Below are 13,705 nucleotides of genomic sequence, written 5' to 3'. Positions count from 1 at the left end.
CCATCGATAGCGGTGCTGGACTACGACGCGGGCAACGTGCGGTCGGCCAAGCGTGGCTTCGACGCGGCCGGTGGCGACGCGTTCGTCACCCGCGACCCGGACGAGGCCGCGACCGCCGACGCGCTGGTGGTCCCCGGCGTCGGGCATTTCAGCTCGTGCGCCGCGGCGCTGCGTGCATCGGGCCTGACCGCGCTCCTCGAACGTTGGATCGCCGAACAGCGGCCCCTGTTCGGGATCTGCGTCGGGATGCAGCTGCTGTACGAGCGCTCCGAGGAGGGCGACGAGGAGGGCCTCGGCCTGATCCCCGGGCACGTGGAGCGTTTCCCGGCGTCGGCGGTCGTGCCGCACCTCGGATGGGACATCGTGCACGCAGCCGAGGCCGGGCTGAGCGACCCACTCCTGATCGGTGTCGCGGGGCAACGCTGCTACTTCGTGCACGGCTACTACGCCGTGCCGGTCGACCGCGGTCACGTCGTGGCACGCACGGCCTACGGCGGGGTCGACTTCCCGTGCCTGGTCCGTGAGGGCAGCGTCGTCGGGACCCAGTTCCACCCCGAGAAGAGCGGTGAGGTCGGACGCCGGCTGCTGGCGAACTGGATCAGGGCGCTGCGCTGAACGTGGCGGAGACCCCGGTCATCTGCTCGGTGGTCGAACGCAGCCACCGGTCCATCGCGCGGAGCGCTCCGTGCAGGTGGTGACCGGCGCCGCGACCGTCTCCGACGACGGTGTCGCCGTCGAGCTCGGCAGCGGACAGTGGGCACGCCTCCACGCTGGCTCGGGCACGGTGCGGGCCGACGAGGACCTCGTGGTGCTCCTGACGGTCGCGCCGGCCTGATCGGCCGGCGTCGGCCGTCAGGCCAGCCAGCGGCGCAGGTGGTCGGCGACGGCCGGGTCACGCATCAGGCGGAAGTGGCCGGCCGGGAGCTCGAGGGTCTCGATACGGCCCCCCGACAGCGAACGGCGCCCGTCATCGCCCAGCGCCGACGGTGCGGTGACGAGCGCGTCGCCGATGGTCCGGGCGACCGGGTGGTCGGGTGATCGGGTCAGCCGCCCCGCGATCAGGTGGTGGGTGGCGTGGTCGAGCAGCGGGGCGACGTGCTCCGGTGCGGGCACGAACCCGTCCAGGCCCCCGATGCCGTCCTCGTGCACGACGCCCTCACCCCAGCACTCGTCGCTCAGGGCGCCGTGGCGTAGGTCCTTGATGCCGCGGGCACGACGGTCGATGACCTCCGCGACGACCTCACCCTCGGGGATGTGCCGCAGGAAGCGGGTGCCGGTGTTGGCCGCCCGCTCGAGCCACGACCCGAGGTGGGGCGTACCGAGCGACACGGTGTGGCGCACGAGCCCGGGCCATCGGCGTGCGTCCTCCTCGGCGACCTCGCTGGTGAGGTCGCCGTCCGCTGCGGCCTCGACGTGAGCCGCCAGGCCGTAGGCGGCACGGATCACGAGGCCACCCATCGAGTGGCCGATGAGCGCCAGTTCGGTGATGGGGACCGGCCAGGCGTCGAGCAGGTCCTCGAGGAGTCGATCGAGGTCGGCCCCGTTGACCGCGATCGCGCGGCCGGACCCGTAGCGCAGCCGGACGGGCGTCCAGCCGAGCTCGGCCACGACGTCGGGGAGCACGACGCCGTCGTCGTTGTCCCAGCAGCAGTCGCTCTCGGTCAGCCCGTGCAGGAGCACCGCGACGCGTGAGCCGGCCCCCGGGAAGGCGTCGGTGAGCGCCGCGCGGGTGACGGGGACGGCCCGACCGTCGACCCGGATGGTGACGGGCAGGTCGAGGGCGGGGTGCTCGGTCGCGAACCGGTCGCCGATGACCCCGTGGAGGATGGACGCTGCCCGGGTGTGCCCCGGGCTGGACTCCAGCCACCGCACCTCGCGGTCGCCGCTCGCGACGGCGGCGACGGCGTCGCCGGCCGCGGTCAACCCGCGCAGTCCGAGACGGACGCTGGCGTAGACGAGCGTGCTGATCGCGTCGTGGGCCACGCGCACGGGCTGCGAGCCGGGGACCCACCGGAACGCCCGGCTGGAGATGGCGCGGTGCAGCCCCTGGGTGACGGCCAGCACGGTCGTGTCGGCGTGGCGGCCCACCAACGCGGCGAGGTCACGGACGTCGTTGTGGGGCCTACCTGCGTGGGAGATGTCGGACGCCACGGGGATCCCCATCGCTCGGGTCCCCCCACGCTAGCCCCGATGGGGGTCAGAGCCCGTGCGCGACGGCCCGACCGGTGACCAGGTCGAACAGGTGGACGTCCGCCGGCCGCACGCGGAGGGCGACGTGCGCGCCGACGGGTGGCGCGTCGCGACCGGCCACGACCTGCAGGGTCGCCTCACCGGGCCGTCCGACGGTCAGCTCGACGTCGGCGCCGAGGACGACCCGTCGCAGGACCGGGACCGGTGGGCCGTCGCCGGCGAGCTCGAGGTGGGTCGGACCGATCCCGACGGTCACCGGCCCGGGCGGCAGTTCGCGGCGGACGTCGATCCGCAGCGGCCCGGCCACCAGCTGGCGACCACGGGCCCCGCCTCGGACGTCGCCGGGGAGCAGGTTCAGCGGCGGCAGGACGAAGGTCGTGGCGACCGTCGTCGTGGCGGGCTCGGCCGCGATGACCGTCGGCGGGCCGGCCTGGACGACCTGGCCGGCGTGCAGCACGGCGACCTGCTGCCCGAACGCGTAGGCCGTGAGCGGGTCGTTGGTGGCCAGGAGCGAGGTCACCCCGTAGCCCTCCTGGACCCGGAGCAGCTCGCGACGCAGCTCCTCACGGCGGTGGGCGTCGACGCGGGCGAACGGTTCGTCGAGGAGCAGGACCGAACCGCGGCGGACCAGGGACCGCGCCAGGGCGACCTCGTGGCGTTCCCCGGTCGCCAAGGTGGTCGGACGCCGTCCGAGGAGGTCGGTCAGGCCGAACACCCGGGCCTCGGCGCGGACGCGGACGTCCTCCTCCTCGCGGGGCACCTTGCGCAGCCGGAGCGCGAACCCGAGGTTGCGTCGGACGTCGAGGTGCGGGTGCAACGTGCCCTCCTGGTCCACCAGCGCCACGTCGCGGTCGGCCGGTGGGAGGTGGGTCACGTCGGTGCCGCGCAGCAGGATCCGCCCGGCGGTGACGGGGACCGTGCCGGCCACCGCGCGGAGCACGGTGGTCTTGCCCGACCCCGAGCCGCCGATGAGCACGAGCCGGCCGCCGTTGGGCACGTGGAGGTCGACCCCGTGCAGCGTGTCGTCGTCCGCCCCGGGGTGGCGGACGTGGACACCCTCCAGCGCGAGCTCGGCCACGGCGGCACTCCCGTCGGCACCCAGGGTGCCGCACCGGGTCGCGTACCCTCCCCGACCATCGCACCGCGCGCGCCGACACCTGGCGTGACCGCGCGCGGTCACGACCTCCGCACCTCCCCGCCACCTCCCCGCCACCTCCCTGCCACCTCCCCGAGGAACCACCGTGCTGACGCTGTACCCGGCCGTCGACATCAAGGACGGCCGTGCCGTCCGCCTGACCCAGGGTCGAGCGGACGAGGAGACCGTCTACGACGCCGATCCGGTCGCGGCGGCCCAACGGTTCGCCGACGCGGGGACCCCGTGGCTGCACGTGGTCGACCTCGACGCGGCGTTCACCGGCGAGCCGAGGAACCGCCACCTGATCGCCTCGATCGTCGAGGCCACGGGGTGCAAGGTCCAGGCATCCGGTGGGGTCCGGTCCATCGCGGACGTCGAGGCGTCGCTCGGGTACGGCGCCGAGCGGGTCGTGATCGGCACGATGGCGCTGACCGACCCCGGGTTCGTCGCTGCCGTCCTCGACCGCGTGGGGCCGCGGATCGCGGTCGGCCTCGACGCCCGCGGCACGACCCTGCAGGCCCGTGGGTGGACCGAGGAGGCGGGGGACCTGTTCGAGGCGCTCGAACGCTTCACCGAGATGGGGGTCCCACGGTTCGTCTACACCGACGTCGCCAAGGACGGGATGCTGCAGGGCCCGAACGTCGAGATGCTGGCCAAGGTCGCCGACGCGACGACTGCTGCCGTCACCGCTTCCGGTGGTGTGAGCAGCCTCGAGGACCTGCGCACCCTGGCGAGCTGTCACCCGCGGGTCGACGCCGCCATCGTCGGCAAGGCGCTGTACAGCGACGCGTTCACGCTCGAGGACGCGCTGGCCGCGGTCGGGGACACCGCGTCGTGACCGAGCGCACCGCGCCGCCCACCGACCTGCCCGACGGCCTCGCGGCACGCATCATCCCGTGCCTGGACGTCACCGCAGGGCGGGTGGTCAAGGGCGTCAACTTCGTCGACCTGCGTGACGCCGGAGACCCGGTCGAGCTCGCCCGGTTCTACGACGCGGAGGGGGCCGACGAGCTGTGTTTCCTCGACATCACCGCCTCGTCGGACGAGCGAGCCATCATGCTGGAGGTCGTGGAGCGCGTCGCCGACGAGGTCGCCATCCCCTTCACCGTGGGCGGCGGGATGCGGTCGGTCGCCGACGCCCGCAGGATGCTCCACGCAGGGGCCGACAAGATCTCGTTCAACACCGCCGCCGTCGACCGGCCGACGCTGCTGACGGAGGTCGCCGAGGCGGTGGGCTCTCAGTCGGTGGTGGCGGCCGTGGACGCGCGGCGCCGGGTGCCTGACGACCCGGGCGCGGGGTGGGAGGTGTTCGTCCACGGTGGCCGGACCGCGACGGGCCTCGACGCGGTCGCGTGGTGCGCCGAGGTGGCCGACCGCGGTGCCGGCGAGATCCTGTTGACCTCGATGGACCGCGACGGCACGAAGGTCGGCTTCGACCTGGAACTCCTGCAGGCGGTCACCGACGTGGTCCGGGTGCCGGTCATCGCCTCGGGCGGCGCCGGCACGGCCGACCACCTCGCCGACGGGATCGTCGAGGGGCACGCGTCCGCGGTCCTGGCCGCGTCGATCCTCCACTTCGGTGAGCTGCGCCTGGTCGACGTCAAGCGGCACATGGCCGCGCGTGGCATCCCCGTCCGCGAGGTCGAACCCACCACGTGACCGGGTCGGTGGCCGGGCTCAGACGCCGCCCGCATCCGCGGCGAACAGGGCCACCACCGCGGCGCGGACGTCGTCGACCGACCGGGTGGGGACCTGGTCGGTGCTGCACGTCCCGCACCGCGTGCTCGGCACGTCCAGCACGACGGTGGTCACCGGCAGGCCGGGCACCTCGGTGACCGAGACCGGGCGTTCGGTCCGCCGGACCGGCATGGTCAGCGCCGCGTCGCACGACGTGCAGCGATCCGCCCTGGCCATCGGCCTGCGGCGCGCCTGGGGCAGGCGTGCCGCGACCTCGTCGGCGACCTCGCTGCCGGCGTCCGGTGGCGTCCGGTGACCAGCGGGGCAGGCCACGAGCCAGCCGGCCTCGAGCAGGGCCGCGACGGTGCCGACCGTGGCCTCGCGGCCGGCACCCTGGACCACCAGTCCGGTGGCACCGCAGACGGCGCACGGACGTTCGCGGTCGCCGGTCACGTCCTCCTCAGCTGCCGAGCAGCTGCTCGGTCAGTCGCCGCTGGCACTCCTCGGAGTCGCCGCCGGTCTCCTCCAGGCAGTCGGCCAGTTCACCGAAGATGCCGAGGAAGAACACGAAGATCAGCACACCCATCACGATGCTGATGGCGCCCAGCACGATCCCACCGATGGCGAGGCCACGGCCGGAGCCCGTGCCCCGCTTGACGCGCCGGAGCGCGACGATGCCGAGGATGACGGCGACGATGCCGCCGATGAGACCACCGACCCCGACGAAGACCAGCAGCGGCAGCGCCACGATGCCCGTGACCAGGGCGCCGACTGCCATGCCGTTGGACGCCGGTGCTGCGGCGCCGCCCGGCCCCCACGACGGCTGCTGCTCGGTCCACGGCGCCGCACCGGCGGGCGCGCCGCCCCAGGGCTGTTGCGCACCCGGTTGCTGCGCTCCCGGTCCCGGCTCGGCTCCAGCGCCCCACGGCCGCTGCGCCGCATCGCCGGCCGGCTGCTGACCCCAGACGGGCTGCTCGGAGGACGGGGCCGCACCCGCGGTCGGAGCAGCGCCGAGCTCACGCGCGGCCGGGTCTGCGGTGCTGGGCTCACCCACACCGAGGTCACCGGCGTGATCGGTCACGGCCGGCCCGCCGCTGTCGCTGCCCGCGGCGGGGTCGGCACCGAGGTCCGCTGCGCTGGGCTCGGCCGTGGCGGGATCGCTCGCGCCGGGTTCCTCCGTGCCGGCACCTGCGCCGAACGCGCTGGCCTCCGCCGGGCCCGCGTCGGTGGTTCCCGGGGCCGGGGGGAGCGGGTCGACAGACGCGACACCGGCGTCCGCGACGTGTTCGGTCCAGCGCTGGCCGTCCCACCAACGGTGGTCGTGCTTGCCGGCGGGGTCCGGGTGCCAAGCGGCGGGGTTGTCCACGTCTTCCTCGGTGATCGGCGGTGCGCACGGTCGCGACGGACACGGACCGTAGACCACCCGTCGCTAGGCTCGCGCGACCCACGGCCTCCACCCGCCGTGTCCCACCCTCACGAACCGGACCTCGCCGTGCTGGACCTCGCGTCGATCGTCTTCGACGACCACGGGCTCGTACCGGCGGTGGTGCAGCAGCACGACACCGGTGAGGTCCTGATGGTCGCCTGGATGGACCGTGCGGGGCTCGAGGAGACCCTGACGGGTGGCGAGACGGTCTTCTGGTCACGTTCCCGGCGTGGGCGGTGGCACAAGGGCGCCACGTCCGGTGACACCCAGCGGGTCGTCGAGGTCCGCGTCGACTGCGACGGCGACACGCTGCTCGTGCTCGTCGACCAGCACGGTCGCGGCGCCTGCCACACCGGCCAACGGTCCTGCTTCGGTCGCCGGCTGGAACCGGTCACCGCCCCCGCGAGCACCCCGCCGGCACCACCCCTGTGGCCGGCCGCCACCGACGACCCGACCGACCTTCCCACCCGCCCCACCGAGGAGTCCGCCCCGTGACCGTGCATCCGACCCGTGAGGAGTTCGTCGCCCACGCGACCGACCACGGGGTCGTGCCGGTCTGGCGCGAGGTGCTGGCCGACCTCGAGACCCCCCTGTCGGTGTTCGCCAAGCTCGGTGGCGCAGCCGCAGGTGGCGCTGCGGACGGTGCGATCCCCCCGCGCAGCTTCCTGCTCGAGTCGGCCGAGCACGGCGAGCGGTGGGGGCGGTACTCGTTCATCGGGTTCGACCCGTTCCTGACCCTGCTCGGCCGCGACGGCGAGGTGTCCTGGGAGGGGACGCCACCGGCGGGTTGCGCGGAGGCGACCGGCCCGCTGGACGCGCTTGCGCGGGCCACCGACGCCTACCGCGCCCCGCAGTTGCTCGACCTCCCCCTGCACGGTGGTGCGGTCGGGTTCATCGGCTACGACGCCGTCCGCGAGATCGAGGTCATCCCCGCTACGGGACGCGACGACCTCGGCATGCCCGACGTGGTGATGCTCTTCCCGCGCCACGTCGTCGCGCTCGACCACGCGCGCCAGGTGATGACCGTGGTGACCAACGTCACCGTCGACGACCTCACCTCCGCGGACGCCGACGAGCTCGGAGCCCGTTACGACGCCGCGGTGGCGGCCACCGACGGGGTGGTGGACCGTCTCGCCGCCGCCGCGCCGCCGCTGCCGCCGGTGGCACCGCCGGAGCGGGTCGCCCCGCCCCGCGTGCCGTCGAACCTCGCCGAGGGGGAGTACGAGCAGCTCGTCGAGGTCGTCAAGGAGCACATCCGCGCCGGCGACACCTTCCAGACCGTGGTGTCGCAGCGGTTCAGCGTCGACACCACGGTCACGGCCTTCGACCTGTACCGGGTGCTGCGGGTCATCAACCCGTCGCCGTACCTGTACCTGCTCGACCTCGGGGACGCCCAGATCGTCGGCTCGTCACCCGAGGCGCTGGTCCAGGTGCAGGGCGACCACGTCGAGACCTGGCCGATCGCCGGCACCCGCCCGCGCGGGGCCACCCCCGCCGAGGACCGTGAGCACGAACGTTCGCTGATGGCCGACGCCAAGGAGCGGGCCGAGCATGTGATGCTCGTCGACCTCGCCCGCAACGACATCGGCCGTGTGTGCGAGACCGGTTCGGTCACCGTCGACGACCTGATGCACGTCGAGCGCTACAGCCACGTGATGCACCTGGTCAGCTCGGTCAGCGGGACCCTGCGCGAGGGGCTCACCCCGGTCGACGTGCTCCGTGCCGTGTTCCCTGCAGGAACGGTCTCCGGTGCGCCGAAGGTCCGCGCGATGCAGATCATCGACGAGCTCGAGCCGACGCGGCGCGGCCCCTACGCGGGCGCGGTGGGCTACGTCGACTTCGCCGGCAACCTCGACACCTGCATCACGATCCGCACCGTCGTGCTCAAGGACGGTGTCGCCCACGTGCAGGCGGGTGCGGGGATCGTCGCCGACAGCCGGCCGACCTCCGAGGAGGAGGAGACCCGCAGCAAGGCGGGTGCCGTCCTCGCCGCCGTCCAGGCCGCCGAGGCGATCGCGGTCCCGGTCCGCGACGACTGACACGGTTCGAGGCGGTCGCGACCGGCCGCCCGTCGTACCCTCGCCGAAGATCACCGACCGAAGTCGTGCCGTGGCCACCTACCTCGACGACCTGCTCGCCGGCGCGCACCGCCGCGTCGCCGATGCTGCCGCGCGTGAACCGCTGGAGACCCTGCGTGAACGCGCTCGCAGCGCCCCGGCCGGCCCGTCGTTCCGCCAGGCCCTCGCCGTGCCGGGCGTGCAGCTGATCGCCGAGGTGAAGCGCGCGTCGCCGTCGAAGGGTGATCTCGCCCCCGACCTCGAGGCGCCTGTCCAGGCCCGCGCGTACGTCGACGGGGGCGCAGCCGCCGTCTCGGTGTTGACCGAACCGGATCGCTTCAAGGGCACCCTCGGCGACCTGGCCGACGTCGCAGCGCTCGGCATCCCGGCGCTGCGCAAGGACTTCGTCGTCGACGCCTACCAGGTGTGGGAGGCGCGTGCCGCCGGGGCCAGCGCCGTGCTGCTCATCGTGGCGGCCCTCGACGAGGCCGCGCTGAACTCGCTGCTCGAGGAGTCGGCGGCCGCCGGGCTGGACGTACTCACCGAGGTCCACGACGCCGACGAGATCGCGATCGCCCTCCGCGCCGGTGCGGACATCGTGGGCGTCAACGCCCGTGACCTGCGGACCTTCGAACTGGATCGCGACGGTTTCGCCCGGCTGCGACCCCTCCTGCCCGACGGGGTCCTCGCCGTCAGCGAGTCGGGTGTCCGCGACGCCGACGACGTGCGTCTGGCCGCGGCCCAGGGAGCCGACGCGGTGCTCGTCGGCGAGACGCTGGTCCGAGCCGCCGACCCGGCGGCCGCGGTCGCCGAACTGGTCGCCGCCGGCCGGACCGTGGCGACCAGCGCCGTGATCGAGCCCATGCCCGACGAACCACCACCCCCAGCAGATGGGAGCCAACCGTGACCGCTGCCGACCTCCAGCCCGATCCGGACCTCACCGCCCGGGAGGGGTACTTCGGCCGCTTCGGGGGCCAGTACGTCCCCGAGGCGCTCTCGGGTGCTCTGGCCCAGCTGGTGGACGCGTGGCGCGACGCGCAGGCCGACCCGACGTTCGGCGCCGAGCTGGACCGGCTGCGGCGGCAGTACGGCGGGCGACCGACCCCCCTCTACCCGGCCAGGCGGCTGTCGGAGGCGGCGGGCGTCGAGGTGTGGCTCAAGCGCGAGGACCTGGCCCACACCGGGTCGCACAAGCTCAACAACGTGGTCGGTCAGGCGCTGCTGACCCAGCGGATGGGCAAGCCGCGGGTGATCGCCGAGACCGGCGCCGGCCAGCACGGGGTCGCCACGGCGACGGCCGCCGCGCTGTTCGGCCTGGAGTGCACGGTGTACATGGGTGCCGAGGACGTCCGGCGCCAGCGCCTCAACGTGGTCCGGATGCAGCTGCTCGGCACCGAGGTCGTCCCGGTCGAGTCGGGCACCCGCACCCTCAAGGACGCCATCAACGAGGCGATGCGCGACTGGGTCACCAACGTGGACCGGACCCACTACCTCATCGGGTCGGCGATGGGGCCGCACCCGTTCCCGACCATCGTGCGCGAGCTGCAGAAGGTCATCTCGGTCGAGTCGGCCCAGCAGTTCACCGAGGCGGCCGGCGGCGTCCCGGACGCGGTCATCGCCTGCGTCGGTGGTGGGTCCAACGCCATCGGGACGTTCGCCGAGTGGATCCCCGTCGAGGGCGTGGCCCTCATCGGGGTCGAGGCCGCCGGGGAGGGGGTCGGCAGCGGCCGGTCCGCGGCGACCATCACCGAGGGCCGCGAGGCGGTCCTGCACGGGTCGCGGTCCATCGTGCTCGTCGACGACGACGGTCAGGTCATGCCGGCGCACTCGGTGTCGGCGGGTCTCGACTACCCGGGCGTGGGTCCCGAGCACGCCTGGCTCGCCGACACCGGGCGCGGTACCTACGTGAGCGCGACCGACGAGGACGCGCTGATCGGGTTCCGCCGCACCTGCGAGCTCGAGGGCATCATCCCGGCGTTGGAGCCGGCCCACGCGGTCGGCTGGCTGCTGCGGCACGGTCGCGACCAGTTCGGTGAGGGAGCCCGCGTCATCCTGACCATGTCGGGACGCGGGGACAAGGACGTCGACGAGGTGGTCGAAGTGGCCGGTTGGGACGTCGGGGTCGCCAAGGCGTTCGGTGACGCGGCTCGCGGGGACAGCGGTGGTGACCGCGACCCTGCCGGGCCGGCGGGCAGCGAGGTCGAGGCGTGAGCGCACCCACCGACCTCGCCGACCTGGCTGGCCACACCGCCATCGCCGAGGCGTTCGCCCGCGCCCGGGACGAGGACCGCGCGGCGCTGGTGATCTACCTCACCGCCGGTTTCCCCGACGTCGCGACGTCACCGGCGTGCTTCGAGGCCGCCGTCGAGGCGGGCGCGGACGTCCTGGAGGTGGGGTTGCCGTTCAGCGACCCGATGATGGACGGACCGGTCATCCAGGCCGCCAACCAGACCGTCCTCGACGCGGGGACCGGGCTGGACGCGCAGCTCGAGGTCGTCGCGCAGCTGGGGGACCTCGCCGTCCCGAAGCTGGCGATGACGTACGTGACCATCGCCGACAGCCGTGGGTACGGGCCGTTCGCGCAAGCGTGCGCCGCTGCCGGTCTGTCGGGCGTCATCCTGCCCGACCTGCCCGCGCCGGAGGCCGGTCCGTGGCTCGAAGCTGCCCACCGCTCCGGCCTCGCGACGGTCTTCCTCGCCTCGAGCGTGTCGTCGGACCAGCGGCTCGACCAGCTGTGCGCCGCCTCGTCCGGGTGGGTGTACGCGACCGGGCTGATGGGCGTGACCGGCGTCAAGGGCGTGTCGCAGGACGTGACGCGTGAGCTGGTCGACCGGGTGCGTGCCCGCACCGACCTGCCCGTGGCGGTCGGCATCGGCGTCAAGGACGCGGCATCGGCGGCGGAGGTCGCCGCGTACGCCGACGGCGTCATCGTCGGCTCGGCGATCGTCCGGGCCGCCGGTGACGGCGACCCTGCCGGCGCACCCCACCGCGTCGCCGCCTTGGTCCGCGAGCTGCGGGCCGGCGTGGAGCGCCGCTGAGGCGTCGGCCGACGCCTCAGCGGGCACGTCGCAGCCCCGTCGTACGCTCGTCGTGGGCGACGCGCCGGGGGCGGCCGCGTGACCCGCCGGCGGCACCACGGGCGGGGGACAGGACCGTCCCGTGCCACGACGCACCTGGACCGACGACGACCTCCGAGCGGCCCTCGACGGCGCAACCACGATGCGGCAGGTGGTCGAGCGGCTGCGTCTGACCAAGGGCGGGGCTGCCTACACCACGGTTCGCTCGAGGATGGAACAGCTCGGCTTGGAGCCGCCGGGTGGTGATCCGGTTCCGGCCGGTGCGCTGACCGCGCCCTGGCGGCGCTCGTACTCGGAGGACGACCTGCGCGCCGCCGTGGCCGAGGCTCGCTCGCTCAAGGGCGTGTTCGACCACCTCGGGCTGCAGGTCGGCGGTGGTCAGTGGCTCGCGGTGCGGCAGCTGATCGCCGAGCGGGGCTGGTCGACTGCCCACTGGCGGCGTCCTCTCGGTACGGCGGGCACGGACCCGGGTGAGGTCGCGCGCTTCCGTGCGGCGCTCACGGCGGCCGACCTCCCAGCGTTGGTCGCTCGCGCCTCGAACCGGGCGGACATCATCCGAGCCCTCGGCTTCACCCCACGCTCGGCGCTCTACCGGGTGCTCCGCCCGGTCCTGGCCGCCAGCGGTCTCGACCTCGATCACTTCGAGCCGGCACACACGCGGATGCAGCTGGCGCCACCCCGTCCTCGGCGTCCGCTCGAGGAGGTGCTCGTCGCGGGGAGCCACGTGTCCACCCACGGCCTGAAGCTGCGGTTGCTGGAGGAGTGCATCTTCGAGCACCGCTGCAGCCGTTGTGAGCTCACCACCTGGCTCGGTGGGCCGATCCCGCTCCAGCTCGATCACATCAGTGGCGACCGGAGCGACAACCGGATCGAGAACCTGCGCCTGCTCTGTCCGAACTGCCACGCGCTCACCGACACCTACTGCGGGCGCAACATCGGACGCCGGTAGGCTCTCGCCGGACCTGGCCCCGGTAACCCAATTGGCAGAGGTCGTCGGCTCAAAACCGATGTGTTGCGGGTTCGAATCCCGCCCGGGGTACGACACAGACGTTTGGCCGGTCCCCGGGTGCGCGAGTAACGTCGCGCGCCCGGTCGGACCGGCCGTGCGCTGCGCCGGACCCCGTCCGGACAGCTCATCGAGCGGACGGAGGCCGAAGCGACGAGTGCACGCGAGGCGAACAGGGTGCGTGAGCGCCTGGTACGGGTCCAGGAGCAGCTGCGCCTGACCCGGGCCAACGAGCGCGTGCTCCTCGAACAGGTCACCTACCTCGACGAGGTCGCCAGCGACGCCGAGACGCGCAAGCTCGTGGCCGAAACGCCACTGGCGGACCGCGAGTGGCGCGAGGCACGGACCGATCTAGACCGACACACCGCGCTGCTCGACGAAGCCCGTCGGGAGGTGATGGGACTGCTCGCCGAGCGGGACCGGCTCCTCGACCGGCTCTCCGAGCTCGACACCGCTACGCGGCAGAGGGACGACGAGTGACCGAGACCCCCGAAGAGAAGGCCCGGCCGACGCGCGTCCTGATCGCCGAGGACGAAGCGCTGATCCGCCTCGACCTGAAGGAGATGCTCCAGGAGGAGGGCTTCGAGGTCGTCGCCGAGGTGGCCGACGGGGCCTCAGCCGTGCGCCTCACGCGCGAGCTGACCCCCGACCTGGTGATCCTGGACGTGAAGATGCCGGTCATGGACGGCATCCAGGCCGCCGAGGAGATCGCCAAGGACCGGCTGTCGGCCATCCTGATCCTGACCGCGTTCAGCCAGCGCGATCTGGTCGAGAAGGCGCGCCGCGCGGGTGCGATGGCCTACCTGGTCAAGCCCTTCCAGAAGCACGACCTGCTCCCCGCGGTCGAGATCGCGGCCGGCCGGTTCCGTGAGCTGTCCGGGCTCGAGCGCGAGGTCGACGACCTCCAGGGCCGCCTGGAGGCCCGCAAGCTCGTCGAGCGGGCCAAGGGGCTGCTCCAGGAGAAGCAGGACATGTCCGAGGCGGATGCGTTCCGGTTCGTGCAGCGCCAGGCCATGGAGCGGCGTCAGACCATGAAGCAGGTCGCCGAGCGCATCATCGAGCAGTTCGAGGGCTGACCTCCGCCGTCACGCGGCGAGGAGCGCGCGTCGGCCGGCTGGTTCGCCGACCCCGTTGGCT

The 13,705-nt window shown here is 73.6% G+C and carries 16 protein-coding genes and 1 tRNA gene; 13 read left to right on the top strand and 4 right to left on the bottom strand.

Annotated features, from left to right (window positions below):
- The first annotated feature begins 12 nt into the window (after nt 1-12).
- Both hisH and NITAL_RS27505 read left to right on the top strand, forming a co-directional pair.
- Complete coding sequence (gene hisH / locus NITAL_RS18750) at nt 13-615, top strand: imidazole glycerol phosphate synthase subunit HisH (protein WP_211262512.1); 603 nt, start codon at nt 13-15, stop codon at nt 613-615.
- 70 nt (nt 616-685) lie between these two features.
- Nucleotides 686-835, top strand: coding sequence for a cupin domain-containing protein (locus NITAL_RS27505; protein ID WP_157041950.1), 150 nt, complete (start codon nt 686-688; stop codon nt 833-835).
- A 17-nt stretch (nt 836-852) separates the two neighbouring features.
- Here NITAL_RS27505 and NITAL_RS18745 read toward each other — a convergent pair whose 3' ends face one another.
- The gene (locus tag NITAL_RS18745) at nt 853-2,163 is read right to left on the bottom strand and encodes an esterase/lipase family protein (RefSeq protein ID WP_052667671.1); all 1,311 of its coding nucleotides are present in this window, start codon (nt 2,161-2,163) and stop codon (nt 853-855) included.
- 34 nt (nt 2,164-2,197) lie between these two features.
- A complete protein-coding gene (locus NITAL_RS18740; protein ID WP_052667670.1) occupies nt 2,198-3,268 on the bottom strand; it encodes an ABC transporter ATP-binding protein in 1,071 nt (356 codons plus the stop codon).
- Between the two features lie 163 nt (nt 3,269-3,431).
- Here NITAL_RS18740 and hisA point away from each other — a divergent pair, with 163 nt between their 5' ends.
- The gene (gene hisA, locus NITAL_RS18735) at nt 3,432-4,163 is read left to right on the top strand and encodes a 1-(5-phosphoribosyl)-5-[(5-phosphoribosylamino)methylideneamino]imidazole-4-carboxamide isomerase (protein WP_052667669.1); all 732 of its coding nucleotides are present in this window, start codon (nt 3,432-3,434) and stop codon (nt 4,161-4,163) included.
- Nucleotides 4,164-4,189: 26 nt separating this feature from the next.
- Nucleotides 4,190-4,984 carry an imidazole glycerol phosphate synthase subunit HisF gene (gene hisF, locus NITAL_RS18730; protein WP_052669810.1) on the top strand — a complete coding sequence of 265 codons (795 nt, stop codon included), beginning with the start codon at nt 4,190-4,192 and terminating at the stop codon, nt 4,982-4,984.
- A gap of 18 nt (nt 4,985-5,002) precedes the next feature.
- On the opposite strand, the gene NITAL_RS18725 is transcribed toward hisF, so the two are convergent.
- Nucleotides 5,003-5,455, bottom strand: coding sequence for a hypothetical protein (locus tag NITAL_RS18725; RefSeq protein WP_052667668.1), 453 nt, complete (start codon nt 5,453-5,455; stop codon nt 5,003-5,005).
- A gap of 7 nt (nt 5,456-5,462) precedes the next feature.
- Nucleotides 5,463-6,368: a DUF4190 domain-containing protein gene (locus tag NITAL_RS18720; RefSeq protein ID WP_169786892.1), complete on the bottom strand. Its 906-nt coding sequence runs from the start codon at nt 6,366-6,368 to the stop codon at nt 5,463-5,465.
- A gap of 96 nt (nt 6,369-6,464) precedes the next feature.
- Between NITAL_RS18720 and hisI the strand changes: the two genes are divergently transcribed.
- The 9 genes from hisI (at nt 6,465) to NITAL_RS18675 (ending at nt 13,644) form a co-directional block, all read left to right on the top strand.
- Complete coding sequence (hisI, locus tag NITAL_RS18715) at nt 6,465-6,923, top strand: phosphoribosyl-AMP cyclohydrolase (protein WP_052667666.1); 459 nt, start codon at nt 6,465-6,467, stop codon at nt 6,921-6,923.
- The gene (trpE, locus tag NITAL_RS18710) at nt 6,920-8,467 is read left to right on the top strand and encodes an anthranilate synthase component I (RefSeq protein ID WP_052667665.1); all 1,548 of its coding nucleotides are present in this window, start codon (nt 6,920-6,922) and stop codon (nt 8,465-8,467) included. The genes hisI and trpE overlap by 4 nt, the downstream gene beginning before the upstream one ends.
- Before the next feature lie 70 nt (nt 8,468-8,537).
- Nucleotides 8,538-9,392 (top strand): indole-3-glycerol phosphate synthase TrpC, encoded by an 855-nt coding sequence (trpC, locus tag NITAL_RS18705; RefSeq protein WP_083441754.1) that lies wholly within the window; start codon nt 8,538-8,540, stop codon nt 9,390-9,392.
- Complete coding sequence (gene trpB / locus NITAL_RS18700; protein WP_083441753.1) at nt 9,389-10,696, top strand: tryptophan synthase subunit beta; 1,308 nt, start codon at nt 9,389-9,391, stop codon at nt 10,694-10,696. Before trpC ends, trpB begins: the two co-directional genes overlap by 4 nt.
- Nucleotides 10,693-11,523, top strand: a complete 831-nt coding sequence (gene trpA, locus NITAL_RS18695; protein WP_211262511.1) for a tryptophan synthase subunit alpha — start codon at nt 10,693-10,695, stop codon at nt 11,521-11,523. The genes trpB and trpA overlap by 4 nt, the downstream gene beginning before the upstream one ends.
- A 121-nt stretch (nt 11,524-11,644) precedes the next feature.
- Complete coding sequence (locus NITAL_RS18690) at nt 11,645-12,511, top strand: HNH endonuclease (protein ID WP_052667664.1); 867 nt, start codon at nt 11,645-11,647, stop codon at nt 12,509-12,511.
- A gap of 16 nt (nt 12,512-12,527) precedes the next feature.
- A tRNA-Leu gene (locus NITAL_RS18685) sits at nt 12,528-12,601 on the top strand.
- 144 nt (nt 12,602-12,745) lie between these two features.
- Nucleotides 12,746-13,048: a hypothetical protein gene (locus NITAL_RS18680; RefSeq protein ID WP_052667663.1), complete on the top strand. Its 303-nt coding sequence runs from the start codon at nt 12,746-12,748 to the stop codon at nt 13,046-13,048.
- Nucleotides 13,045-13,644 (top strand): ANTAR domain-containing response regulator, encoded by a 600-nt coding sequence (locus NITAL_RS18675; protein ID WP_052667662.1) that lies wholly within the window; start codon nt 13,045-13,047, stop codon nt 13,642-13,644. Before NITAL_RS18680 ends, NITAL_RS18675 begins: the two co-directional genes overlap by 4 nt.
- The last annotated feature ends 61 nt before the right edge of the window (nt 13,645-13,705 follow it).

It is taken from the genome of Nitriliruptor alkaliphilus DSM 45188, from assembly GCF_000969705.1.
Classification (GTDB): Bacteria; Actinomycetota; Nitriliruptoria; order Nitriliruptorales; family Nitriliruptoraceae; genus Nitriliruptor; species Nitriliruptor alkaliphilus.
Note: the sequence above shows the minus strand (reverse complement) of the source record. Positions and strands in the feature narration are given on the sequence as shown.

What these genes read in the sequence shown, in the direction of transcription:
- NITAL_RS18745 (WP_052667671.1), bottom strand. Translation starts at nt 2,163, where the DNA reads ATGGGGATCCCCGTGGCGTCCGACATCTCCCACGCAGGTAGGCCCCAC.